General features: G+C 60.1%; 20 protein-coding genes. 17 read left to right on the forward strand and 3 right to left on the reverse strand.

The genetic code is table 11. The features are described from left to right. Nucleotides 1-53: 53 nt before the first annotated feature. From J4E42_RS02710 to J4E42_RS02720, 3 genes are all read right to left on the reverse strand, one after another. Nucleotides 54-1,148 carry an alpha/beta fold hydrolase gene (locus J4E42_RS02710; RefSeq protein ID WP_207284505.1) on the reverse strand — a complete coding sequence of 365 codons (1,095 nt, stop codon included), beginning with the start codon at nucleotides 1,146-1,148 and terminating at the stop codon, nucleotides 54-56. A 247-nt stretch (nucleotides 1,149-1,395) separates the two neighbouring features. Beyond that, the gene (locus tag J4E42_RS02715; protein ID WP_008027160.1) at nucleotides 1,396-1,776 is read right to left on the reverse strand and encodes a RidA family protein; all 381 of its coding nucleotides are present in this window, start codon (nucleotides 1,774-1,776) and stop codon (nucleotides 1,396-1,398) included. A gap of 39 nt (nucleotides 1,777-1,815) precedes the next feature. Beyond that, nucleotides 1,816-2,787: a helix-turn-helix domain-containing GNAT family N-acetyltransferase gene (locus J4E42_RS02720; protein WP_207284506.1), complete on the reverse strand. Its 972-nt coding sequence runs from the start codon at nucleotides 2,785-2,787 to the stop codon at nucleotides 1,816-1,818. Between the two features lie 207 nt (nucleotides 2,788-2,994). Between J4E42_RS02720 and J4E42_RS02725 the strand changes: the two genes are divergently transcribed. From J4E42_RS02725 to J4E42_RS02805, 17 genes are all read left to right on the forward strand, one after another. Beyond that, nucleotides 2,995-4,305: an NAD(P)/FAD-dependent oxidoreductase gene (locus J4E42_RS02725; protein WP_207284507.1), complete on the forward strand. Its 1,311-nt coding sequence runs from the start codon at nucleotides 2,995-2,997 to the stop codon at nucleotides 4,303-4,305. 21 nt (nucleotides 4,306-4,326) lie between these two features. After that, on the forward strand, nucleotides 4,327-4,743 hold the full coding sequence (locus J4E42_RS02730; RefSeq protein WP_008038953.1) for a RidA family protein: 417 nt from the start codon (nucleotides 4,327-4,329) through the stop codon (nucleotides 4,741-4,743). Between the two features lie 121 nt (nucleotides 4,744-4,864). Further along, nucleotides 4,865-5,542, forward strand: a complete 678-nt coding sequence (locus J4E42_RS02735; RefSeq protein ID WP_008038956.1) for a DUF1028 domain-containing protein — start codon at nucleotides 4,865-4,867, stop codon at nucleotides 5,540-5,542. After that, nucleotides 5,539-6,690, forward strand: coding sequence for an acetylornithine deacetylase (argE, locus tag J4E42_RS02740; protein WP_207284508.1), 1,152 nt, complete (start codon nucleotides 5,539-5,541; stop codon nucleotides 6,688-6,690). Before J4E42_RS02735 ends, argE begins: the two co-directional genes overlap by 4 nt. 473 nt (nucleotides 6,691-7,163) lie before the next feature. Beyond that, nucleotides 7,164-8,579, forward strand: coding sequence for a cytosine permease (locus tag J4E42_RS02745; RefSeq protein WP_008027173.1), 1,416 nt, complete (start codon nucleotides 7,164-7,166; stop codon nucleotides 8,577-8,579). Between the two features lie 590 nt (nucleotides 8,580-9,169). Further along, the gene (locus J4E42_RS02750; RefSeq protein ID WP_207284509.1) at nucleotides 9,170-10,480 is read left to right on the forward strand and encodes a nucleotide sugar dehydrogenase; all 1,311 of its coding nucleotides are present in this window, start codon (nucleotides 9,170-9,172) and stop codon (nucleotides 10,478-10,480) included. Between the two features lie 57 nt (nucleotides 10,481-10,537). Then, nucleotides 10,538-12,019, forward strand: coding sequence for a glycosyltransferase family 2 protein (locus tag J4E42_RS02755; RefSeq protein WP_008038964.1), 1,482 nt, complete (start codon nucleotides 10,538-10,540; stop codon nucleotides 12,017-12,019). 64 nt (nucleotides 12,020-12,083) lie between these two features. Then, entirely contained in the window at nucleotides 12,084-13,298 is a 1,215-nt protein-coding gene (locus tag J4E42_RS02760) for an alginate biosynthesis protein Alg44 (RefSeq protein WP_207284510.1), read from the forward strand. Between the two features lie 104 nt (nucleotides 13,299-13,402). Next, complete coding sequence (locus J4E42_RS02765) at nucleotides 13,403-14,695, forward strand: alginate biosynthesis protein AlgK (RefSeq protein WP_259331654.1); 1,293 nt, start codon at nucleotides 13,403-13,405, stop codon at nucleotides 14,693-14,695. Between the two features lie 41 nt (nucleotides 14,696-14,736). Next, nucleotides 14,737-16,125, forward strand: a complete 1,389-nt coding sequence (locus tag J4E42_RS02770; protein ID WP_223436639.1) for an alginate export family protein — start codon at nucleotides 14,737-14,739, stop codon at nucleotides 16,123-16,125. A gap of 83 nt (nucleotides 16,126-16,208) precedes the next feature. Then, entirely contained in the window at nucleotides 16,209-17,726 is a 1,518-nt protein-coding gene (gene algG, locus J4E42_RS02775; RefSeq protein WP_192228291.1) for a mannuronan 5-epimerase AlgG, read from the forward strand. Between the two features lie 11 nt (nucleotides 17,727-17,737). Next, entirely contained in the window at nucleotides 17,738-19,135 is a 1,398-nt protein-coding gene (locus J4E42_RS02780; RefSeq protein WP_207284512.1) for an alginate O-acetyltransferase AlgX-related protein, read from the forward strand. Further along, nucleotides 19,135-20,247: a mannuronate-specific alginate lyase gene (locus J4E42_RS02785; RefSeq protein ID WP_207284513.1), complete on the forward strand. Its 1,113-nt coding sequence runs from the start codon at nucleotides 19,135-19,137 to the stop codon at nucleotides 20,245-20,247. Before J4E42_RS02780 ends, J4E42_RS02785 begins: the two co-directional genes overlap by 1 nt. A gap of 105 nt (nucleotides 20,248-20,352) precedes the next feature. After that, a complete protein-coding gene (locus J4E42_RS02790; protein ID WP_207284514.1) occupies nucleotides 20,353-21,774 on the forward strand; it encodes a mannose-1-phosphate guanylyltransferase/mannose-6-phosphate isomerase in 1,422 nt (473 codons plus the stop codon). Between the two features lie 119 nt (nucleotides 21,775-21,893). Then, complete coding sequence (locus J4E42_RS02795) at nucleotides 21,894-22,526, forward strand: CGNR zinc finger domain-containing protein (RefSeq protein ID WP_207284515.1); 633 nt, start codon at nucleotides 21,894-21,896, stop codon at nucleotides 22,524-22,526. A gap of 112 nt (nucleotides 22,527-22,638) precedes the next feature. Continuing rightward, nucleotides 22,639-23,514 (forward strand): alpha/beta fold hydrolase, encoded by an 876-nt coding sequence (locus tag J4E42_RS02800; RefSeq protein WP_207284516.1) that lies wholly within the window; start codon nucleotides 22,639-22,641, stop codon nucleotides 23,512-23,514. A gap of 493 nt (nucleotides 23,515-24,007) precedes the next feature. Then, nucleotides 24,008-24,301 (forward strand): fructose-bisphosphate aldolase, encoded by a 294-nt coding sequence (locus tag J4E42_RS02805; protein ID WP_207284517.1) that lies wholly within the window; start codon nucleotides 24,008-24,010, stop codon nucleotides 24,299-24,301. Nucleotides 24,302-24,426: the final 125 nt, after the last annotated feature.

A 24,426-nucleotide genomic window follows, 5' to 3' on the forward strand; every position in this document is an offset into this window, starting at 1 on the left:
TTCCTGCCAATTCCTGTTTCCAAGGTGCACGGCAGCCATGGCCGTGCGCGTAATCAATCAAGATTTTTTTCTGCGAGGAAGGTCGAAACCAGGTCCGCGATCTCGATGTTGTTCATGTCCGAGAACGGGAAGTGGCTATTGCCCTTGATCCCGATCTCCGGCAAGTGGATGAGCCTGATGTCACCGCCATGGCGATTCACCGCATCACGCCACAGGCGCGCCATCTCAAGTCGCGCGCGCCAGCTGTCCTGAGCAGGCAAACGAACCGGTTTGTCGGGGATGTTGTCGCCGTAGAAGATGAGGATGGGGATACGGGTCAACGCTTCGAACTGCTCCTTCGAGACGATCTGTGCCGAGACTGTGTCGAACGCGCTGGGGATCGGCGCGGGACCTTCCCCCTCGGGAAACACGAAGCTGCTGCCCGGTTCAAATGCGACGATAGCCCGCACATGGCGGCTCTTGATCGCCGTCAGCCAACCGGGCCCGCCACCTTGCGAGTGGGTAAACAGAATGGCCGGCCCCGTCTTTTCCAGCAGCGCGGATACGCCATCGGATACGACCTCAATGTCATAAGGGCCGGTGTTGGGCGTCATCGAACGGAAGAACTGCTCCAGCGCCTGCGGACCCCGAGGGAATTGGCTGCCCTCGAAAGTGTCGGGCCACAGGCCAATGCGGAACTGGTTGAACCACATCTGCTCGTCCGCCACCGGCTTGATCGTCGTTTCAACCAGACTGCGTCCGGCATCGCCACGGCGCGGCTGGTCGATCAACCAGGTGGAGAAGCCGCGACGCAAGAAGATGTTCTGAAACCCTTCGCGTCCGTCAGCCGTCGTTTCCCAGGATTTCGCAGACTGCCCCGCGCCATGCCACATGACAATCGGCAACGGGCGAGCGTCAACCGGGACCTGGTAGAACGCATACACATGGTCGCCATGGTAGCTTTGGCCATCAGACAGGGCAGGCTTGTACGGGTCAAAGATGCCCGGCTGAGTCTCAACCCTCCCGCCGGCAATCACGCTGCCCTGCTCCTTGATGACCAGCGGACTGCGCTCGTCCGCTTCGGCGACCGCAGAGGTGCACAGGGCAAAACACAGGGTGCCTGCCTTTGCCAGGGCTGAAACACGATAGAGAATAACGGGATGGGTCATGGGGTACTCTCGGCGAGAAACGCAGAGAAGCAACTTACCCTCAGACTATTGATTGATAAACAGTACTAATCGGATAGCACTAATACCAAAATCACATAAATGTGATGAGAAAGCCCAACACTTTCCCTGTAGGAGCGAGCCTGCTCGCGATGGAGGCCAACGATAACGCGGGCTTTCTGAATAAACGCGTTGCACCTGAGTTCATCGCGAGCAATCGAGCGTCGACCGGCTGCTCCTACCATTTTGCTCAGCCCTTGGCTGCCATCGCGGTCACTTCCACACGCATGCCTTCAACTGCCAGCGAGGCCACGCCCACTGCCGCACGCACCGGCCACGGCTTGGCGAAGAAGCGCTTGTACACCTCGTTGAACGCGGCGCGGTCGGCCATGTCGGTGAGGTAGATGGTCAGGTGCATGACGCGGTCCATGGAACTGCCGGCGCGCTCCAGCGCAACCTTCAATGCCTGCAACGTGCATTCGCTCTGCAGGGTGATGTCGCCCAGTTCCAGGCTGCCGTCGGCGCGGGTCGGGATCTGCGTGGAGACCAGGATGCCGTTGAAGCCGGCCACGTCGGAGGAGATGGAATCCGCGTCGGGATCAGGGGTGAAGGTGATGTCTTGGTTCGCCATGGGGTTCTCTTGTTCGAGGAAGTAAAAAGTGTGGGGAGTTTACAGCTTCACCGGGTGACTTGCGCCTCCCCTGCGGCGGGTGAATTGCTGTTCAGTCACCACGCTGCCCCACTGACTGCCTTGTTGTTCGTGGGTCAGCTCAAAACCTGCGGCTTCATAAAGTCGACGCGCGGCGTCCAGGCCCTTGAACGTTGCCAGCTCAATCGCCTCGAAGCCGAACCGGTCGCAGAACTCAACGGCCTCGCGCAGCAACTGACGGCCGACCCCGCCACCACGGCAACCGTCATCAAGGATGAACCAGCGCAGGTGGGCCTGGTTATTGCCCAGATCCTGCCCGTCGAAGGCGATCGAGCCGACGATGCGATCATTCACTGTCGCCACCCAGAGGTTGTTGCAAGGCTGGTCCAGACGCCCCACGAACTCAGCGATGCCGCTGGCGACCTTGCTCTCGAAGAATTGCCCGAACCCTGAGTGCCTGGCGTAAAAGGCGGCATGCATTTCAGTCACGCGCCCAACGACACCGGGACGGTAACCGACGCTGATCTCGACCGGGTTGCCCGGCGCTTTTCCTTCGCCGGTACGGTGCGCATTCAGGGCGTGGGCATACGCCGCCAGCCCTTGGGCGACCGCTTGTTGTTGTGATGGATTCAAGTGCTCCAGCGCCGTTTGGACCTGCGTTCGCCCGTAAGCATGGATCGCAGCCACCGTGCGCCGGCCCTGCTTCGTCAATTGCAGGCGCTTGACGCGACCATCGCTGTCGGCGCTCTCCACCAGCTCGCCGGCCTTGATGAGCTTGGCCACCATGCGGCTGACACTGGACTTGTCCAGATCAAGCAATTGCACGAGTTGAGCGGCGGTCAGCGCCAGGTGTGCTTCGATTTCCAGCAGCGCGTGTACGGCTGAAGGTGAGTAGTCGGTCGCCGCCAGCGTGGCGCGCATGAAGCCCAACTCACGCACCATTGTGCGCGACGCAGAGCGGATTTCTTCAACCAGAGCGGGATGAGTGGTCACTTCAGGCCTCCCCTGAAAAATAGTTGCACTATACAACCATATTTCAGCGTGGAGGTTCAACAGGCCCTGAGTCAAACGCTCTGCATCAGTTATTTATACTCAAATGCCAGCTTAATAATATTTTACCGATAACAGGGTCATCCCTAGTCTTGAGCCCAAGAAATGGCAGGCCGTTCGCGACCTAAATCCAACTCGAAGGGTATAGAGATGACCACTGAAAAAATAAAAACAGATACGCTGATTGTTGGTGCCGGTCAGGCTGGCGTGGCCATGAGTGAACACCTGAGCAAACTCGGCGTGCCGCACCTGGTGCTGGAGCGCAACCGTATCGCCGAACGCTGGCGCACCGGGCGCTGGGATTCGCTGGTGGCGAATGGTCCGGCGTGGCACGACCGTTTTCCCGGCCTTGATTTTGACGACCTCAGCCCCGACGAATTTGCGCCGAAAGAACGCGTGGCCGATTACTTCGAAGCCTACGCGAAGAAATTCAACGCGCCGATCCGCACCGGCGTGGACGTGCTGAAAGTTGAACGCAACGTTGGCCGTCCGGGTTTCACCATCGAAACTTCTGAAGGCGTGATCGAGGCTAACCGTGTGGTCGCCGCCACCGGGCCTTTCCAGCGTCCGGTCATCCCACCGATTGCACCGCAGGATCAGCCCTTCCTGCAAATCCACTCCGCCGATTATCGCAACCCGCAGCAACTGCCTGAAGGCGCGGTGCTGGTGGTTGGCGCCGGTTCGTCCGGCGTGCAGATCGCCGATGAATTGCAGCGGGCCGGCAAGCAGGTTTATCTCTCGGTCGGTGCCCACGACCGCCCGCCTCGCGCCTATCGCAACCGTGATTTCTGCTGGTGGCTGGGGGTGCTTGGCGAGTGGGATCAAGCGGCGATGAAGCCCGGTCGCGAACACGTGACCATCGCGGTCAGCGGCGCACATGGCGGCCGTACGGTGGACTTCCGCGGCCTCGCTCATCGCGGCATGACGCTGGTCGGCCTGACCCAGGCGTTCAACGGCGGCGTGGCGACCTTCCAGCCGAACCTGGCCGAGAACCTGGCGCGTGGCGACGAGAATTATCTGGCGCTGCTCAACGCCGCCGACGCCTACATCGAACGCAATGGCCTGGACCTGCCGCAAGAACCTGAAGCGCGCATCACCTTCCCCGATCCGGAGTGCGTGACCCATCCGATTCTTGAGCTGGACCTGGCCAAGGCCGGCGTGACCTCGATCATCTGGGCCACCGGTTTTGCCACGGACTACAGCTGGCTGAAGGTGGATGCCTTCGACGACAAGGGTAAGCCGCAGCAACAACGCGGTGTGTCGAGCGAACCGGGAGTGTATTTCCTCGGCTTGCCTTGGCAGTCCCGTCGCGGCTCTTCGTTCATCTGGGGCGTTTGGCATGACGCCAAGTACGTGGCGGATCACATCGCCATTCAGCGTTCGTACCTCGACTACCACGATGCGGCGCAACGCGAGGCTGAAGTTGTTTCGCTCGCCCCTAAAAAAACTGTCAGCGCTTAAGCCATTTTCCAGGAGCTTCACATGTCCACGCCAACCCATACCCGTATTCGCATGTTCAACACCAAGGAAACCTACCCGAACCAGAGCCTGGACAATGACCTGTGCCAGGCGGTCCGCGCCGGCAATACGGTTTATGTCCGTGGCCAGGTCGGGACTGATTTCGAAGGCCGTCTGGTGGGCCTTGGCGACCCGCGTGCGCAAACCGAGCAAGCCATGCGCAACGTCAAGCAGTTGCTGGAAGAGGCTGGCAGCGACCTCAGTCACATCGTCAAAACCACGACTTACCTGATCGATCCGCGGTATCGCGAGCCGGTGTATCAGGAAGTCGGAAAGTGGTTGAAAGGCGTGTTTCCGATTTCGACCGGGTTGGTGGTGTCGGCGTTGGGGCAACCGCAGTGGTTGATGGAGATTGATGTGATTGCGGTGATTCCCGAGTAGACCGAGTCGCGGCCTTCGCGAGCAAGCTTCGCTCCTACAGGTGATCCGGATTTTCTGTAGGAGCGAAGCTTGCTCGCGAAGAGGCCCGCCCAGACACCTCATTTGCCAAGGAGCAAAACCCATGACCTTCTCCATCGCCGCCCGTTGCCCCGAAACCGGTCAGTTCGGCATCGCCATCAGTTCCTCCAGCATCGCCGTCGGCGCCCGCTGTCCGTGGCTGCTGCCGGGCGTCGGCGCCGTCTCCACGCAAAACATCACCCTGCCCTCCCTCGGCCCGGACGTCCTTGCCCTGATGGAGCAAGGCCTCGCCCCCTTCGATGCGCTGGACAAGGTCCTCACACGCAACGGCTACAGCCAATACCGGCAGATCACCGCCATCGACCACCTCGGCCAGACCGCCCACTTCAGCGGCGCGCAAACCCTGGGCAACCACAACGCCGTGTCCGGTGAACAATGTGTGGCCGCCGGCAACATGCTTGCGGACCGGGGCGTGATCGAGGCGATGGTCGAGGCCTTCGAACACGGCGAAGGTCAACTCGCCGACCGCCTGCTCGCCGCAATGAAAGCCGCCATCGCCGCTGGTGGCGAAGCCGGGCCGGTGCATTCGGCAGCGATGGTGGTGGTCGGCGAACTGACCTGGCCGATCATCAACCTGCGGGTCGACTGGGCAGATGAAGACCCTATCGGTGGGTTGGAAAAACTCTGGGATGCCTACCGCCCACAAGTCCAGGACTACATCGACCGCGCCCTCGCCCCGGACAAATCCCCCGGCTACGGCGTCGCCGGAGACGACCGATGAGCAGCAGCCGCGACGTGCTGCAAACCCTGGTGGCGTTTGACACCACGAGCCGCGAATCGAACCTGCTGCTCATCGAGTTTGTCCGCGACTATCTCGCGAGTCTCGATGTGCCTTGTGAACTGATCTACAACGAGCAGCGCAGCAAGGCCAATCTGTTTGCCACGATCGGCCCGGCGGACAAGCCAGGGATCGTGCTCTCGGGACATACCGATGTGGTGCCCGTCGATGGCCAGCCGTGGACCGTTGCGCCGTTCGAACTGACCGAGCGCGATGGCAAGTTGTACGGTCGCGGTACGGCGGACATGAAGGGCTTCATTGCTTGCGTGCTTGCCCTCGTTCCATCCTTGGTAAACGCTTCGCTGAGACTGCCGGTGCACATCGCGCTTTCGTACGATGAAGAGGTCGGCTGCCTCGGTGTACGCTCCTTACTGGCGGAGCTGGAACAACGCCTGGTCAAACCGATGCTGTGCATCATTGGAGAACCGACTGAGCTGAAACCGGTGCTCGGGCACAAGGGAAAACTGGCGATGCGCTGTGATATTCACGGTGAAGCGTGCCATTCGGCGTATGCGCCGCTTGGGGTCAATGCCATTGAGTACGCCGCCGAATTGATCGGTAAGCTGGGACGGATCGGTAACCGCCTGAAAGCGCCCGAGCATCACGACGCGCGTTTCGATCCGCCATTTTCCACCGTACAAACCGGTGTTATTTCCGGAGGCAAAGCGTTGAACATTGTCCCGGCCGATTGCCGGTTCGACTTCGAAATACGCGCCCTGCCCTCGCATGATCCAAGTGAAGTCGCCCAGGAATTGAAAGCCTACGCCGAGCAGCAAGTGCTGCCGCGAATGCGTGCGGTCAGTGAACAGAGCGAGATTCGCTTCAGTGAGTTGTCGGCGTATCCCGGATTGGCGACGGACGCCCACAGCGAAGCGGCTGAGTTGATCGCTGCATTTTCCGGCTCCAGGGAATTTGGAACAGTGGCCTTCGGCACCGAGGGCGGCCTGTTCGATGCAGCAGGAATCCCCACCGTTGTCTGCGGCCCCGGGAGCATGGATCAGGGCCATAAACCCGACGAGTTCGTCAGCCTCGAACAATTGAACCGTTGCGATGAAATGCTGCAGCGAATGTTCACATTCATCAGCCTGTAGGAGCCAGCTTGCTGGCGATGGCGTCCCCAAAATCGCCATCGCCGGCAAGCCGGCTCCTACAGGTTACGTGGTGATGCAACGACCCCGAACACCCCAAATAACCCTGTAGGAGCCAGCTTGCTGGCGATGGCGGTCTCACAATCGCTATCGCCGGCAAGCCGGCTCCTACAGGTTGCGTGGTGATGCAACGACCCCGAACACCCCAAATAACCCTGTAGGAGCCGGCTTGCCGGCGATGGTGGACTAACTTTCAACACCTGTGTTGACTGACACTCCGCTATCGCGAGCAAGCCCGCTCCCACAGGGTTTTGGGGCGACCCGTGGACCTACTTTTTTTAACGTCTGTACCAACAAAACTACTAATTTATCTATCCCACCCCACCGCACATCATCAACTCCAACAAGAAAAGCGTCGCCCCACGCGGCGCTCACCGAAGTACGTCCACGTACTCAAAATTGCCTTGGAGTCCGTCATGGTTACCGCAGCAACAACCCCCGCCCCACTCATCGAAAAACACACCATCGGCTACGTGCCACCCGAAGATCGCCACGGCAAAACCCGTGACCTGTTCACCCTCTGGTTCGGCGGCAACATCGCCCCGCTGCCCATCGTCACCGGCGCCCTCGGCGTGCAGATGTTTCACCTCAACCTGGTGTGGGGCATTGTCGCCATCCTCGTCGGCCACCTGGTCGGCGGCGTGCTGATGGCTCTGCACTCGGCGCAAGGCCCGCAGATGGGCATCCCGCAAATGATCCAGAGCCGCGCCCAGTTCGGTTCCCTCGGCGCGCTGCTGGTGGTGCTGATCGCCGGCATCATGTACATCGGCTTCTTCGCCTCCAATATCGTCCTCGCCGGCAAGTCCCTGCATGGCGTGGTCGACAGCGTGCCGGTGCCGGTCGGCATCGTCATCGGCGCCCTCGGTTCCGGCATCATCGGCATCATTGGCTATCGCTTCATCCACGTGCTCAACCGCATCGGCACCTGGGTGCTCGGCGCGGGTATCGTGCTCGGCTTCGGCTACATCTTCACCCACGTGCAGACCGCCGACTTCCTCACACGCGGCAGCTTCAACATTTCCGGCTGGCTCGCCACCGTGTCCCTTGCCGCACTCTGGCAAATCGCTTTCGCGCCTTACGTCTCCGACTACTCGCGCTACCTGCCGGCCAACGTACCCGTCGCCGCAACCTTCTGGACGACTTATCTGGGCACCGTGCTCGGCTCCAGCCTCTCGTTCATTTTCGGCGCAGTCGCCGTCCTCGCCACGCCCGTCGGCATGGACACCATGGACGCCGTTAAACTCGCCACCGGCTCCATCGGCCCGTTGATGCTCGTGCTGTTCCTGCTCAGCGTCATCAGCCACAACGCCCTCAACCTCTACGGCGCGGTGCTGTCGCTGATCACCCTGGTGCAAACCTTCGCCTACCGCTGGATCCCCACCGCCAAAAGCCGCGCCATCCTGTCGATCATCCTCCTCGCTGCCTGCTGCTTTGCCGCCGTCGGCGCCTCCGCCAACTTCATTGGCCACTTCGTCGACATGGTGCTGGTGTTGCTCGTGGTGTTGGTGCCATGGACCGCGATCAACCTGATCGACTTCTACGCCATCCACAAAGGCCAGTACGACATCAATTCGATCTTCAAGGTCGATGGCGGCATCTACGGCCGATACAACCCACAGGCACTGTTGGCGTATGCGATCGGGATCGTGGTGCAGATTCCGTTCATGAACACGCCGCTGTACGTCGGGCCGATTTCGGAGCACATCAATGGCGCTGACCTGTCCTGGCTGGTGGGCCTGATCATCACCTCGCCGCTCTACTACTGGCTGGCCAATCGCGACACTGCGTACAAGCGCCGACTGTCCACCGGAAAACTGGCCAATAGCCTCTAACGCCCCCACATTTCAACCGCAATAAAAAACCGCATTAATGCGGTTTTTTATTGCTTGATCATATTATGCAGCTCCAAGATATTGACTATCACGCATAATAAAAACGCCAATAAAACCGTTATTGAAAATTTGACATGTCTCAGCAACTTTACACTCTAATAAAAAATTGATCTGGCTGATTGCAAAATTGTAACGCTGGCGTTGCACCGCGCCAGTGCCGCTTCAAAAAAACGATATATCTACCTGCCTGATTTTGGTGCAAAAATACATATTCTACTCATATGACCAAACGAAATAAGTTAGATATCCATCTGTTTTTGTTGATGTTTTTTATTTGTAATTCACATATTGTCTTTTGGCACCTTCCTTGTAACCCCCACTCTTTATATTGCTGGCGCGAACTGTTCGAAATTCCTGTTAAAAAAAATGACAGTGCCAGGAAGATGTTTGTCTACACTCTTGGTTCTGCGATTGCTGGCCCGAAAAACACGTTGAACCAAACTGCCGCTTAGTTAGCCAAATAGAGCAACTGTCGGCCTGTGTGGCATGCCGACGGCCATCCGAAATCCGGGTATATGGGGAACTTACCAATGCGTATCAGCATATTTGGTCTGGGGTATGTGGGCGCTGTATGCGCGGGCTGTCTCTCTGCTCGCGGTCATGACGTAATCGGGGTGGATGTCTCGCAAGTCAAGATTGACCTGATCAACCAGGGCAAATCGCCTATCGTCGAGCCCGGCCTGGAACCGCTGCTCGAACAGGGGGTGAATTCGGGGCGGCTGCGCGGCAGCAATGATGTAAAGGCGGCCGTGATGGACACGCAGATGTCATTCCTCTGCGTCGGTACACCCTGCAAGAAGAATGGCGATCTGGATCTGGTCTACATAGAGTCGGTCTGCCGCGAGATCGGCGAAGCCCTGCACACCAAGGACAGTTGGCATACGGTTGTGGTGCGCAGCACGGTACTGCCGGGCACCGTCAAGAATGTGGTGATCCCGATACTCGAAGACTGTTCGGGCAAGAAGGCCGGGGTCGACTTCGGTGTGGCGATCAACCCGGAGTTCCTGCGTGAAAGCACGGCGATCAAGGACTACAACTGTCCGCCCATGACAGTGATCGGTGAACTCGACCAACGCAGCGGTGACCTGCTCGCCTCGCTCTTTCAAGAGCTGGACGCGCCGCTCCTGCGCCGCAGTATCGAAGTGGCCGAGATGATCAAGTACACCTGCAATGTCTGGCACGCGACCAAAGTCACCTTCGCCAATGAGATCGGCAATATCGCGAAGGCTGCCGGCGTGGACGGTCGCGATGTGATGGACGTGGTCTGCCAGGACACCAAACTCAACCTGTCGCGTTATTACATGCGCCCCGGATTCGCGTTCGGCGGTTCCTGCCTGCCCAAGGATGTGCGTGCGCTGAACTACCGCGCCGGGCAACTGGATGTCGAGCACCCGCTGCTGGCGTCGATCATGCGCAGCAATGCGGCGCAGGTTCAGCGAGCCTTCGACATCATCACCAGTTACGGCAAGCGGCGTATCGCCCTGCTCGGCCTGAGCTTCAAGGCCGGCACCGATGACCTGCGCGAAAGCCCGCTGGTGGAGTTGGCCGAGATGTTGATCGGCAAGGGCTACGACCTGCATATCTTCGACCGCAACGTTGAATACGCGCGCATCTACGGCGCCAACAAGGACTACATCGAATCGAAGATTCCGCACCTGGCTTCGCTGCTACGCGCTGACCTTGTGAAGGTGATCGACGAAGCGGAGGTGATTGTGCTTGGCAACGGTGACGAGTCCTTCAGAGCCCTCGCGCTTGAGGTGCCCGAGGGCAAGCAGGTGGTTGACCTGGTGGGTTTCATGCCACACACCAGTGACGATCAGCTCGAAGGCATCTGCTGGTAAGAGAGTCACCGAACTGCAACCCGGGCAATACGGGTTTATCGAACAGGAGTCACAAGTATGGCTGGTGCCAGGGATTACTTGCGCGAAGCGGCGGGCTGGCTGTTTTACGTCACCGCGTTGCTGGGGCTTGCATTGCTGCTGCCGCGCTCAGTGTTCGATCCCCAATCCAGGGACTTTCTCCTGTTGCTGGGAGCGGTCGGTATCTGGCGCTACTCGATGGGGGCTGTCCATTACATACGAGGGTTACTGTTCCTTTATGTGGTGTTCCCCTACTACAGACGCAAAGTCACCCGGCTCGGCAGCATTGCCGACCCGTCGCACGTGTTTTTGCTGGTCACCAGTTTTCGGATCGAGGCGTTGACCACGGCGCAGGTGTACCGCTCGGTGATCGAAGAAGCCATCGGTTGTGGTTACCCGACCACGGTGGTCTGTTCCATCGTCGAGCTCGCCGATGAATTGCTGATCAAGGCACTCTGGGACAGCTATACCCCGCCGGAGCAGGTCAAGCTGAGCTTCGTGCGGATTCCCGGCACCGGCAAGCGCGACGGCCTGGCCCATGGTTTCCGGGCGATCTCCCGGCATGTGCCGGACGCCGATGCAGTGGTGGCCGTGGTCGATGGCGACACCGTGCTCTCCGCCGGGCTGGTACGTCAGACCGTGCCCTGGTTCAAGCTTTTTCCGAACGTTGGCGGGTTGACCACCAATGAGTTCTGCGAGGTACGCGGCAGCTACCTGATGAGCGAATGGCACAAGCTGCGGTTCGCCCAGCGGCACATCAATATGTGCTCGATGGCACTGGGCAAGCGGGTGCTGACAATGACCGGGCGGATGTCGGTGTTCCGCGCCCAGGTGGTGACCGATCCCGGATTCATTCAAGACGTCGAGCGCGATTATCTGCAGCACTGGCGCCTGGGACGTTTCCGCTTTTTGACCGGTGATGACAAGTCCAGTTGGTACAGCCTGATGCGGCTGGGCTACGACACCTTTTATGTGCCCGACGCGGCGATCAACACCGTCGAGCATCCACCGGAAAAGAACTTCATCAAGGCCAGCCGCAAGCTGATGTTCCGCTGGTATGGCAATAACCTGCGGCAGAACTCACGGGCCCTGCACCTGGGCGTGCGGCGGCTGGGCTGGTTCACCTCGCTGGTGTTGCTCGACCAACGCGTATCGATGTGGGCCAGCCTGCTCGGGCCGTCGGTGGCGATCATTGCCAGCCTCAAATACAGCATCGCCTACTTGCTGATTTATGTGCTCTGGATCGGCGTGACGCGCCTGATCCTGAGTCTTCTGTTGCTGGCGTCGGGGCACCCGGTCGGGCCGGCTTATCCCCTGATTCTCTATTACAACCAGCTGGTCGGCGCCATGGTGAAGATCTATGTGTTCTTCCGTCTCGACCAGCAATCGTGGACGCGCCAGAAAACCAAACTCGACCGTGGGCTGGCGAGCTATCAGCGCTGGTTCAATACCTGGTCGTCGCGGGCCATGACGTTTTCGGCGGGCAGCGTGTTTTGCGCGCTGCTGATGTGGATTGTGTAGTGCAGGTGTCAGGGCCGTGGCAGGCCGTGCCGGATCGGACTCAATCGATGGGAAGGAACGCGTTATGAACACAGCTTTTGTTGCTGTTGATGACAATGTCGTGCACGAGTCGGAGGTGCAGCGCCAGCATGCGCGGCTCACGCTACCGGCGAGGATCAAGTTTCACGGGCCGGACCGGGAGCCGTTCGATTGCGAGCTGATCGACTTGTCAGCCGGCGGATTCAGCCTGAGTCAGCCGGGTACAACGCTGATCGTGGGCCGGCAACACAAAGGCAAACTGGTGTTCCAGGTCGATGCGCTGGGGTTTGCCATCGACGTGGAGTTTGTCGTGCGCTCGATTAACGACGAGGGGCAGCGCATAGGTTGCGAGTTTCAAAACCTGCGCCCTCGTGCGATTTCCGCCTTGCGTTACGTGATCACCTCTTACCTCTCGGGCGGGGTGATCAGCCTGGGTGACATGCTCTCGACCCAGCAGCGCGACAACTTCACCAAGCCGCGAAAGCACGACAGCGGCCACGGCATGGGCATTCTCGCTCGCGTGCGGGCCACCGCGGTAAGCCTGCTGATGTTCCTGGTGGGACTGTTTGCCTTTGGTTATGTGGTGCACCAGTTGTATGGCATTTATTTCGTCACCCATGCCGAATCGGCGCGGGTAAATGTGCCCGGCCAGTTGATCGGCCTGCCGCGCGACGGCAGCGTCAATTCGTTGGTCAAAGTCGGGTCGGTGGTGGCCAAGGGCGCCCCGCTGGCGACCTTTTCCGCCTCGCTGCTGGATGTGATGAAAGGCAACCTGCCGCCCGGACAGGCGACCCCGGAAAACCTTGAGCGCCTGTTCAGCCGAACCCTGCAAGGCTCGCTGACCAGCCCTTGCGATTGCCGGGTGGTGTCGCAACTGGTGCCGGATGGCCAGGTCGTCGGCAAGGGCACCACGGTGTACGAGTTGATGCCAATCGACGGTGTGGCGACCATCGAGGCGCGCTTCCCCTACAAGAATTTTGCCAAGATCCAGCCCGGCAAAGCGGTGAGCTTCCAGTTGATCGGCGAAGAACAGCCACGCGCGGGCAAAATCACTGCGGTGGCGCTGGACAACGGCGGCCTGGCTTCGGACCTGCGGGTCACCATTGAGCCTGACAGCCCGTTGCAAACCGATCAGGCCGGGCGGCCGGTGGAGGTCAGTATCGAAGACCTGCAAGGCAATGTCTGGGTGCAGAGTGCCTCGGCGGCCAATGCCTGGGTGAAAAACACCTGGGCGAATAAAGTCATGGCGGCCGGAAAATGAACGGCGCATGGCGATCGGGGCTGCGGTTTTGCGCGCTGGCCGCGGCCCTGACAATGATTCATGGGTGTGGCACCCTCCCCGATCAAGGCTTGGCGCGCGAGGCCATGGCGCGCGGCGATTATGAAACGGCTCGCAAGAACTTCGCGCCGCTGGCCGAGGACGGCTATGCCGACGCCCAGGCCGGAATGGGCGACTTGACGGCCTCGGCGGGCGACCCCGCGAGCCTGAAAGAGGCTGAGGGATTGTACCGGCAGGCTGCGCCGGAATCGGTCAAGGCGCAGTCACGTCTGGGCCGCGTGTTGCTGCGTCAGGGACCGACGGATCCCAAGCAAGTGCAAGAGGCCCGGCAATTGCTGGAAGGCGCGCTGGACAAAGGCGAGTTCAGTGCAGTGGTGCCGCTGACCTTGTTGTACCTGGGTTACCCGCAACTGACGCCGGGGGTGGATCCGCAGCAGAAGGTCAACAGTTGGCGCGCCCAGGGCATTGTCGAGGCCGACCTGGCGCAGATTCTGATTTACCGCAATCAGGGCACTTATAACGCTCACCTGCCGCAAATCGAGCAGATGTGCCGGGCGAGACTGACATTACTCGATGCCTGTTATGTGGAGCTGGCCACCATCAATCGGATGCGCGCCCAGCCCAAGGCGCAAGCCGACTTGCTGGCGCAGTTGCGCCAGGGTTGGCGCGAGGGCCGAGTAGCGCCCTTGCGGGTCGAGTCGGTGGCGCGCGTTCTGTCGACGCCGACACTCGAAGGCCCGGCCGATCCGCAAAGCGCCCAGCGCCTGCTTGAGGAACTGGCACCCGACTATCCACCGGCCTGGACCAGCCTGGCGCGGCTGATCGACGACTACCCCGCCCAAGGCGATGCGCCGCAATTGCTCTCGGCCTTGCAGCGCGGGCGCGAAGCGGGCGATCCACGGGCGGAACTGCTGACCGGGCGCCTGTATTACCTCGGCAAATGGCTGCCGCAGGATCCGCGCCTGGCGCAAGAGCACCTGCTCAAGGCGGCCGCCGCCGGTGAAGTCGGGGCGCATTACTACCTCGGCCAGTTGTACCGGCGCGGTTATCTGGGCCAGGTCGAACCACAGAAAGCGCTGCAACACTTGCTGTTGGCAGCCCGCAACGGTTCGCCCAATGCCGACCTGGCGCTGGCGCACATGTTTTCCGATTCACGCGGGGTCAAGGTCAATCGAATCAATGCCTTTGTCTTTGCGCAACTCGCGCAACGCCAGGGCGTGGTAAATGCGGGGCCAGTGCTGTCGGCCGTGCAGTCGGGGATGACCCCGGCAGAGAGGAAAATCGCGCAGCCCTTACTTGAGGAAGAAGCTCAGGCCCGTCTGACGGGCGCGGCTCTCGCCAGGCTGCAAACTCCGGAAAATGGACAGGACTTACTATGAAACAAGCACTGTTGGCAGGTTATGGTCTGGGAGTTTCGCTGATGTGCAGCGCCGGTCTGGTGCTGGCGGCGGAAGTGGCGCCGAAGAATTTCGGCCTCGATGTGAAGATTACCGGCGAGTCGCAGGACGACCGGGACCTGGGCACTGCACCCGGTGGCACCCTCAACGATATTGGCCTCGACCTGCGCCCCTGGGCCTTTGGCCAATGGGGCAACTGGAGCGCCTATGTGATGGGCCAGGCGGTAGCGGCAACCGACACCATCGACACCGACACCGTGAACAACGGCGTCGACGACAGCAACACCCGTGAAGCGGATGACAGCTACCTGGCGCTTCGCGAATTCTGGGTCGACTATTCGGGCATCACGGCCTATCCGGGCGAGCATCTGCGCCTGGGGCGCCAGCGTCTGCGCGAGGACAGCGGCGAATGGATGGACACCAACATCGAAGCGCTCAACTGGACCTTCGAAACCACGCTGCTGCGCAGCCACGTCGGCGCCGCTCAACGCTTTTCCGACTACCGCACCGACCTGGACGACCTGGCACCGGAAGACAAAGACCGCTCCCATGCCTTCGCCGACATCTCTACGCAATGGACGCCCAACAATTGGGTCGGCCTGCGCGTACATCACTCGGAAGACAGCGGCAATCTGCCGGATCCCGGTGACCGGCTCGACACACTCGACAAGACCACCACCGGCAGCCTGACCTGGGTCGGCCTTGAAGCGAACGGTGACGGCTACAACTATCGCTCGACGATGCCGCTCAATTACTGGGTCAACGCAACCTGGCTGACCGGCGATCGCGACAACCTCAACAGCGTGATCGTCCCTTCCGGCGATCGAATCGCGACAGGCCACACCAGCGGCGACGTCAATTCCTGGGCCGCGGACCTGGGCTTGCGCTGGAACATCGATGACGCCTGGCGCCTCGGTGCTGCCGCCGCCCGTGGCGATGGCGGCGGCAACGACCAGGAGAACCAGTTCCAGCAAACCGGCCTGCAAAGCAACCGCTCGAACTACACCGGCACGCGCTCACGGGTACACCGCTTCGGCGAAGCCTTTCGCGGTGAACTGAGCAACCTCCAGACAGCAACGCTGTTCGGCGCCTGGTCGTATCGCGAGGACTACGACGCCAGCCTCGTCTACCACCGCTTCTGGCGGGTCGACGACCAGACGGAAACCGGCGACGACGGGATCATCAATGCGGCGCTGGTGGACGGCGAGAAGGACCTGGGCCAGGAAGTCGATCTGGTCATGACCAAGTACTTCAAGCAAGGCCTGTTGCCCGCGAGCATGGTGGATTGGGTCGACGAACCCTCGGCACTGATCCGCCTGCGTCTGGGCGTGTTCTTCCCCGGTGACGCCTACGCCAACGACACCGATTCGAGCATGCACCGGGCGTTCATCGATTTCGTCTGGAAAATCTAGGACCCGGTGGCTGCCCGCGCTGAAGCCATCGCGGGCAACGGCACATTGATCACAACCGGCTGCCTTTTGGATGAGTGAGACTTATGGACCGTGTCGTCAAGATAGGACTGATGCTCGCCGCAATGCTGTTGGTGCAGACGGCAGGTGCCAGTGCGGCAGGTGACCTCCTGATACCGCGCTACAGCATCAGCGAGGCTCCGGGAAAACCGTTGCTGATCAAGGAACCGAAAATGCCCGACCTGTCCGGCTATACCGCCGAGGCAGTCGCCGCGAAGATTGCCTACAAGCCCGCCGGCCGTGCCTTGATCCAGCCGATGCTCAAGGAAAACGCGCTGGACGAGTTCATCGGTGGCCAGGACCGCTTCAAGGAATGGGTGGTACGCCAAAAGCAAATGCCCGTGGCGATCTTCATCGACCGTGGCTACATGAGCCTGACGCAACTGGCACGCAGCCTGCCGCAGACAGCCCTGCGCGAGACCGCACCGGGGGTGTTTCTGGCGCGCTTGCCGATCGTCATTCGTCCCGGCGGGACGCTGCATATCGACAAATCGGTCAAGGAATTGCGCTTGTCCCAGGACGGCGGTTCGTTCCTGGTCAACGACGGCAAACTGTTCATTACCGATACCAAGGTCAGCGCCTGGAGCGAGAAAGACGACAGCCCGGCCTGGTTCAAAAAAGAGGAAACGTTTCGCCCGTTCCTGATCTCCTGGGGCGGCACCGAAACCTACATCGTCAACAGCACCATCACCAGCTTCGGCTACACCGAGAGCAAGAGTTATGGGGTGAGTATTTCCCAGTACAGCCCGAGCATGGCGCCGAAGATGAAGCGCAAGAAACCGACCGGCTGGCTGATCAATTCGCAGTTCATCGACAACTATTTCGGCTTCTATTGCTACGAGGCCGACGACGTGGTGATTCTGCGCAACACCTATCGCGCAAACATCGTATATGGCATCGACCCGCACGACCGTTCGCGCCGGCTGATCATTGCCCATAACGATGTCTTCGATACCCACAAGAAGCACGGCATCATCCTCTCGCGCGAGGTCAACGACAGCTGGATCATCTACAACCGCACCTACAACAATCATCTGTCGGGCATCGTCCTGGACCGTTCCAGCGTCAATAACCTGCTGGCCTACAACGAAACCTACAAAAACCGTTCCGACGGCATCACCTTGTACGAGAGCGGCAATAACCTGATCTGGCGCAACCGCGCGGCGGACAATGACCGACACGGGATCCGCGTGCGCAACAGCACCGGCGTGCGGCTGTATGAAAACGAGTTGATGGCCAACGCCCTGACCGGGATCTATGGCCACACCAAGGATTTGCGTGGCAGCGACCGCGATCTCAAGGAAGACCCTTACGAAGCCAAGCTGTCGCTCACCGTGGTCGGCGGCAAGCTGATCGGCAACGGTTCCAGCCCCATCGCCGTGTTTTCACCCTCGCGCCTGGAACTCTATGACTTGACCTTTCTCGCACCGCAGAAACAGGACGGCCTGGCCTTCACCGGTTTGTTGGGGGACGTCCAGGGCGACTTGATGGACATCCTCCTGCGCCGCCATGCCGCCGCGTTGATTCTGCCCGAGACACTGTGAGGAGCCTGCCGATGAACACCTTTCATGGATTTGCCGCGCTTGGCCTGCTGTCCATGTCGATGGGGGCACAAGCGCAGCCGCAGTACACGGCCGAGGCCTGCTGTCAGCTGTGCCCGCAAGCGGCGCAGGCAACCTATTACGAGCCACCGGAACTGAAAAACTACGCGACGCTGGTGGAGGCCAAGGACCAGTGGCTGTTTCGCACCCGTAGCGATTTGCGCACGGACTTCGGCCTCGACGAGAGCGGCTACAAAGCCCTCAAGCGCCTGCGCGACGGGCTCGCCCAGCGCGGCGTCGAACTGGTGCTGGTGATGCCACCCAGTCGCGGCCTGCTGCACGCCGACCGCCTGACGCCGCTGGAACTGGCCAGCTTCGATCAGGCCAGGGCCCGGCAAAACTACCTGCAAACCCTGGACCGGGTACGCGGCCTGGGCATCCTGGCGCCCGACTTTGCCAACCTGCTGAGTTCGCCACAGCCCGCCGGGCAGCCCTTCTACTTCAAGGGCGATCACAACTGGACGCCCTATGGCGCCGACCGCAGCGCCCAATTGGTGGCCCAGACGCTCAAGGGCAGCGATGTGCTCAAGGCGTTGCCGCATCAGGTCTTCGCCAGTCAACCGGCCGGCCTGCTGGGACGCTCGGGCACGCTGCAAAAAGCCGCCGCACAGATCTGCGGCAACGGTTATGCGGCGCAGTATGTGACCCGTTATCAAACCCGCGCCCAAGGCGATGCCAAGGGTCCGGCCAAGGTCGCACTGATCGGCACCAGCGCCAGCAGCGAGCTGTTCAACTTTCCCGGTTTCCTTGAACAATACCTGGAGACGCCGGTCCGCAACTTCAGCGTACCGGGCGGTGGCTACGATGATTCGTTGATCGCCTACCTGCTCGGCGACGACTTCCAGAACGCCCCGCCGGCGGTGCTGGTGTGGGAAACCGACAACCTCGACAGCCTTGGCAAACCCAGCTTCTACCGCCAGGCAATGGCGGCGCTGAGCGATGGCTGCGACAACCAGTCCCCGCTGCTCAAAAGCCAGGCGACCCTGCACAGTGGGCGCAATCAAGTGTTGTTCAACGGCAGTGGCGGCAACGTGTATCCGATCAAGGGCAATCGTTATCAGGTCGACCTCAAGTTCGCGGATCCCGGCGTGCGCCTGCTGAACGCGACCCTGACTTATCTGAACGGTCGCCAGGAAAACCTCAGCTTGAGCCGTTCGCCGACGGTCAATACCCAGGGCCGCTTCGCCTTCGAGCTGCGCGGCGACGGGGACTGGGGCGAACAGACGCTTCTTTCCATGGACGTGCAACCGCCGCCGGGAATGACCACCACAGGGCTGTCGACCCGACTGTGCGTCAAACCCGCCATCACGGCAGCACCGACCCTGCGCACCGCGCAGACGGAGGAAAACTGATGCGCCCGGCACACTGGGCCGCCATTGGCGTGGCCTTCATTCTGATGGGGCCGATCATGCAGGCGGCCGCACAACTTCGCCCACCGCAGGGCTATTACGCGCCGGCCACAGAGAAAAAGGGCGACGCGCAGAGCTGTCCGGCGACGCCCAAACCCTATACCGGCGACCTGCTGATCCCCAGCAAATACGAAGGCTCGGGCAAGGCTCGGGATCAGCTCAACGCAGAATCCAACAAACGCTACAAGGAAATGTCCGGCGATATCAACGAACTGGAAAAAGGCGTCAACAAACAAGTCGCCGCCTACTTGCGGCTCGGCCGCACCGGTCATGTGGACTGCACGTTGAGCTGGCTGGGCGATTGGGCCAAGGCGCAGGCGCTGCTGAGCACCACCTACACCCACACCGGCAAGTCGATGCGCAAATGGGCGTTGGGCAGTATTTCTTCGGCGTACCTGCGGCTCAAGTTTTCGCAATCACAGCCATTGAAGGGCCGTGAAGCGCAGACCCGTCCCATCGAAGCCTGGATCGGCAAGCTCGCCGAACAGGTAGTGCGGGATTGGCGCGACCAACCGCTGGACCGCCTCAACAATCACCAGTATTGGGCGGCATGGTCCGTCATGGCGGCCTCGGTGGTGGTTGACCGGCGCGACCTGTTCGACTGGTCGGTTGCACAGTTTCGCATCGGCGCGTCCCAGGTCGATGCAGATGGATACCTGCCCAACGAATTGGGCCGCGACACCCGTGCTCTGGCTTACCATAACTACGCGATGGGGCCGCTGATGATGATCGCCTCCTTCGCCCAAGCCAACGGCGTCGACCTGCGCGAAGAAAACCACGGCGCCATGCGGCGTCTGGCGACACGCGTGGAAGAAGGCATCAAGAATCCAGGTTTGTTCGAACGCAAGACCGGCCACAAGCAAGCACTCGAAGACCTCAACGAGGATGGCAAGTTTGCCTGGCTGGAACCGTACTGCGCCCTATACGACTGCTCAGCGCAAACCAACCGCTGGCGCCAATCGGTCGAACCGATGAAAAACTACCGCCTGGGCGGCGACATCACCCAGCTGTTTGCAGACCAGAAAGACCAGGTGCAACAGCCGGCACGCCCCTGATTGCGGCCACTTTGAATTGAGCTTGTGTTTCAAATAATGGAAGGCAGTCCTTCGCTGTTCGAAGCGCCTTCATATCGAACGATGAAGGTGTGGGAGGAAAGAAAAATGATTCCAGTCATTCTGTCCGGGGGCAGTGGTTCCCGGTTGTGGCCATTGTCACGCAAGTTGTATCCCAAACAGTTCCTGAGCCTGGCCGGCGAAGGATCACTCTTTCAGCAAACCCTGCAGCGCCTGGCGTTCAACGGTATCGGCAAACCGATCGTGGTGTGTAATCAGGAGCATCGCTTTCTCGTCAACGAACAACTTGCCGCCATCAGCTGCACGCCGCAGGCAATCCTGCTCGAACCCTTCGGCCGCAACACCGCACCGGCGGTGGCGCTGGCAGCCCTCAAGCTGATTGCCGAAGGCCGCGATGAACTCATGTTGGTCCTTCCGGCCGACCACGTGATCAGCGACGTCCCCGCCTTGCGCGCCACACTGGAACACGCAGAGCAAGAGGCGCTGAAAGGCAATCTGGTGCTGTTCGGCATTCCGGCGACACGTCCGGAAACCGGCTTCGGCTACATCAAGGCCGACTGCAGCGATGCGGGCGCCCACGCCTTCAAGGTCGAGCAATTTATCGAAAAACCCGACCAGCAAACCGCCGCCGAATTTGTCCGCTCCGGCGAATACTTCTGGAACAGCGGCATGTTCCTGTTCCGTGCCAGCCGCTACCTCGAAGAGCTGCGCACGCACGAACCGGACATGTACGACACCTGCGTGATGGCCCTGGAGCGCAGCCCCAGCAGCGAAGGCGTGACCAGCATCGATCGCGTCACCTTCGAATGCTGCCCGGACAACTCCATCGACTACGCGGTGATGGAACGCACCCACCGCGCGTGGGTCGTCCCGCTCAGCGCTGGCTGGAGTGACGTCGGTTGCTGGTCGTCGCTGTGGGATGTGCACGAAAAGGACACCGACGGCAATGTGCTCAAGGGCGATGTCGTCAGCTACAACAGCCGCAATTGCTTCGTCCATGGCAGCAGCAAACTGGTGACCCTGCTCGGGGTGGAAGACCTCGTCGTGATAGAAACCGAAGACGCACTGATGGTCGCGCACCGCGACACCGTGCAAGACGTGAAAAAACTGGTGAATGCGCTCGACGCCCAAAACCGCTCGGAAACCCAGAACAACTGCGCGGTGTATCGCCCCTGGGGCAGCTACCACTCGGTGGACAACGGCATCCGCCACCAGGTCAAACACATCACCGTCAAACCGGGCGCGCAACTGTCCCTGCAAATGCACCACCACCGCGCCGAACACTGGATCGTGGTCTCCGGCACCGCCCAAGTGACGTGCAATGAAAAGGTCTTCCTGCTGACGGAAAACCAGTCCACCTACATTCCGATTGCTTCGGTGCATCGGCTGGCCAATCCCGGGAAAATTCCGTTGGAGGTGATTGAGGTGCAGTCCGGGAGCTATTTGGGTGAGGATGATATTGAGCGGTTGGAGGATGTTTATGGGAGGAATCAGCAGGTCAAGAATTGAGCCCATTCAGTAACCCCACCGAACACAACGAAGAGGTTACAAATAACATAGTAACTTGTCGAATGCACTTTGAGTGGTTACGCTGAGCCTTATCAATCCAGGCTTTAGCGGACATCCTCATGAACAGCACTCCCCGTGGACCGGCCCTCTTTGTCGCCGACGCCGCCGCTCTCGATTTTCTGAACTCGATAGCAACGCCGGTCGATGAACCCGTCGACTGGATCGACGACGGCAACGGCTGGCTTGAATGGCTGAAACAATCGGGCTGGGTGGAAGACGAGATACTGCAACGGCTTCAGGCACAAGCGATGCCTGGCGAGCTGGAAACCGTCGCAGCGCAGGCACGGTCATTGCGCGAATGGTTTCGCGGCTTTGTCCTGAAATACAAAGGCCAACCGCTTGAAGCCTCGGCCCTGACAGAGCTAGAGGCCTTGAATCGCCTGCTCGAACGGGACGAAAAATACACCCAGATCACGCTGCAGGAAGGCGAAACACCGAAGCTCGCCTGGGAACTGAAACGCCGCTGGCGCAGTCCGGATTCCCTGCTGTTGCCACTGGGCGAAGTGCTCGCGCAGTTCGTCAGCGAGGAAGATTTCACCAACGTGAAATGTTGCGAAGGACCGAGCTGCACCCTGATGTTCGTCGATCACACCCGAGGCAGAAAACGCCGCTGGTGCAGCATGGCGGTCTGCGGCAACCGAGCGAAAGCAGCGGCCCACCGCGAGCGGCAAAAGAAAGTCATCGATGCTTGAGGGTGAAAAACAATAACCTGTCAAAATCATTTTGACAGGTTACTTTGTTCGTGCCAGATTTAATCTCGAAAACCGGCTTGATCTCATCCATGCGGTTACGAGGCCAATCATCATGACCAGCACCACTGCACCTATCCGCTACACATTTGCCGACGTCGACGGCGTTCGCGTCTTCTACCGGGAGGCAGGAGAACCGGCCAAGCCGACCCTCCTCCTGCTCCACGGGTTTCCCAGCTCATCCCACCAGTTCCGCCAACTCATCCCGTTGCTTTCAGCCCACTTCCACATCATCGCCCCGGACCTGCCCGGCTTTGGATTCACCGAAGTGCCCGCCGAGCGCAAATACTCGTACACCTTCGACGCACTGGCAGAAACGCTGGGGCATTTCGTCGAGACCCTGGGACTGAAACGCTACGCGATGTACGTCTTCGATTACGGCGCACCGACCGGCCTGAGACTGGCAGTCAAATACCCCGAAAGAATGACCGCGCTGATCTCGCAAAACGGCAACGCGTATCTCGAAGGACTGGGCGATGCATGGGCACCGATCAAAGCCTACTGGGCAGAACCGTCGGCCAAAAATCGCCAGGTCATCGCCGACGCGATCCTGCACCTGGAAGGCACGCGCTGGCAATACGAACATGGCGTCAGCACGCCTGAACTCATCGCTCCCGAGTCCTACACCCTCGACGCGCTGCTATTGGAGCGGCCGGGCAACAAAGACATCCAGCTCGACCTGTTCCTGGACTACGCGAACAACCTCAAACGCTACCCGGACTTTCAGCGCTTCTTCCGCGAGACCCAACTGCCAACCCTGGCCATCTGGGGCCAGAACGACCCCTTCTTCATCCCGCCTGGCGCAGAGGCATTCAAACGCGACAACCCCAATGCCGTAGTCGAACTACTCGACACCGGACACTTCGCCCTGGAAACCCACGTCGACTACATTGCGAAGCGAATCATCGAAGTGATCGGTCACGCGGCATAAAAGGATCCCAGGCGGACGCAACAGTGCGCCCGCCTACTCCCCCTGTAGGAGTGAGCCTGCTCGCGATGAGGCCCGGACATCCAACATCTACATCAACTGTCACACCTTCCAGGCCAACTCGATTTCACAAACCTGACATCCGAAAAACGTGTAGGAATTCACCTTTTGTAACGAGGGGATTTATTCCCAACAAGCAGCGAAGCAGCCCCAAAACCTGCCCCCGATTTCCCAAGGCACTCCATACCGCCCGAATTACCGCGAAAGCCCCGTAAACAGTGGCATTGAGCCTTATCGCAACAAGCGCCAAAGCGTCCTACAGCCCGGTTGTGAGCGCAAAAATCGCAGCTTATAGTTCCCGCCGTCGCTGCCATTGTCGGTGACCGGGATTCGCAGCCCAAAAGAGAAGACACCGAAGACCGCCAAACCCACGCAGCCGACCTCCGTCGGTAAACGAGTAATGGCGATTGTGATTCATCTTTCTAGGACTACATCCATGTCGACCCAACACCCGCCACGCCGCTTCACCCCCATGTCCCAATTCGCCACCGACTACCCCGTACTAGTCATCGACAGCCACGCCCCAATCCGCGAACTGCACAACGTCGTCAGCGAACGCCTCAACGCCGTCCTCCCCTACCTCCAGCTCATGGGCTGCACCAGCCTCCCCGACTACGCCGAAAACGACATCAACACCGTCGCCAACATCGCCCGGATTTTGCTCCAGGATGTGAGTGATGTGTTTCGGGTGATTGAGCAGCGGGGGTTTGATACCTCCAAAGGTCAGTGACCAAATTTCACCCCAAAAAAACCCGCATTGACGCGGGTTTTTAAGTGTTTCTGTTGGTTTTGGGTACTGAGTCTTCTTTATGCGCACCGGGCCGACTGACGACACGATGCTCACTGGAAGCGATA

Origin of the sequence: Pseudomonas sp. FW300-N2A2, from assembly GCF_017351735.1 — a bacterium.
Classification (GTDB): domain Bacteria; phylum Pseudomonadota; class Gammaproteobacteria; order Pseudomonadales; family Pseudomonadaceae; genus Aquipseudomonas; species Aquipseudomonas migulae.

Excerpts from the sequence above, each read along its gene's own strand:
- J4E42_RS02710 (WP_207284505.1), bottom strand. The coding sequence starts at position 1,148 with ATGACCCATCCCGTTATTCTCTATCGTGTTTCAGCCCTGGCAAAGGCA.
- J4E42_RS02715 (WP_008027160.1), bottom strand. The coding sequence starts at position 1,776 with ATGGCGAACCAAGACATCACCTTCACCCCTGATCCCGACGCGGATTCC.
- J4E42_RS02725 (WP_207284507.1), top strand. The coding sequence starts at position 2,995 with ATGACCACTGAAAAAATAAAAACAGATACGCTGATTGTTGGTGCCGGT.
- J4E42_RS02730 (WP_008038953.1), top strand. The coding sequence starts at position 4,327 with ATGTCCACGCCAACCCATACCCGTATTCGCATGTTCAACACCAAGGAA.
- J4E42_RS02735 (WP_008038956.1), top strand. The coding sequence starts at position 4,865 with ATGACCTTCTCCATCGCCGCCCGTTGCCCCGAAACCGGTCAGTTCGGC.
- argE (WP_207284508.1), top strand. The coding sequence starts at position 5,539 with ATGAGCAGCAGCCGCGACGTGCTGCAAACCCTGGTGGCGTTTGACACC.
- J4E42_RS02745 (WP_008027173.1), top strand. The coding sequence starts at position 7,164 with ATGGTTACCGCAGCAACAACCCCCGCCCCACTCATCGAAAAACACACC.
- J4E42_RS02750 (WP_207284509.1), top strand. The coding sequence starts at position 9,170 with ATGCGTATCAGCATATTTGGTCTGGGGTATGTGGGCGCTGTATGCGCG.
- J4E42_RS02755 (WP_008038964.1), top strand. The coding sequence starts at position 10,538 with ATGGCTGGTGCCAGGGATTACTTGCGCGAAGCGGCGGGCTGGCTGTTT.
- J4E42_RS02760 (WP_207284510.1), top strand. The coding sequence starts at position 12,084 with ATGAACACAGCTTTTGTTGCTGTTGATGACAATGTCGTGCACGAGTCG.
- J4E42_RS02765 (WP_259331654.1), top strand. The coding sequence starts at position 13,403 with ATGGCGCGCGGCGATTATGAAACGGCTCGCAAGAACTTCGCGCCGCTG.
- J4E42_RS02770 (WP_223436639.1), top strand. The coding sequence starts at position 14,737 with ATGTGCAGCGCCGGTCTGGTGCTGGCGGCGGAAGTGGCGCCGAAGAAT.
- algG (WP_192228291.1), top strand. The coding sequence starts at position 16,209 with ATGGACCGTGTCGTCAAGATAGGACTGATGCTCGCCGCAATGCTGTTG.
- J4E42_RS02780 (WP_207284512.1), top strand. The coding sequence starts at position 17,738 with ATGAACACCTTTCATGGATTTGCCGCGCTTGGCCTGCTGTCCATGTCG.
- J4E42_RS02785 (WP_207284513.1), top strand. The coding sequence starts at position 19,135 with ATGCGCCCGGCACACTGGGCCGCCATTGGCGTGGCCTTCATTCTGATG.
- J4E42_RS02790 (WP_207284514.1), top strand. The coding sequence starts at position 20,353 with ATGATTCCAGTCATTCTGTCCGGGGGCAGTGGTTCCCGGTTGTGGCCA.
- J4E42_RS02795 (WP_207284515.1), top strand. The coding sequence starts at position 21,894 with ATGAACAGCACTCCCCGTGGACCGGCCCTCTTTGTCGCCGACGCCGCC.
- J4E42_RS02800 (WP_207284516.1), top strand. The coding sequence starts at position 22,639 with ATGACCAGCACCACTGCACCTATCCGCTACACATTTGCCGACGTCGAC.
- J4E42_RS02805 (WP_207284517.1), top strand. The coding sequence starts at position 24,008 with ATGTCGACCCAACACCCGCCACGCCGCTTCACCCCCATGTCCCAATTC.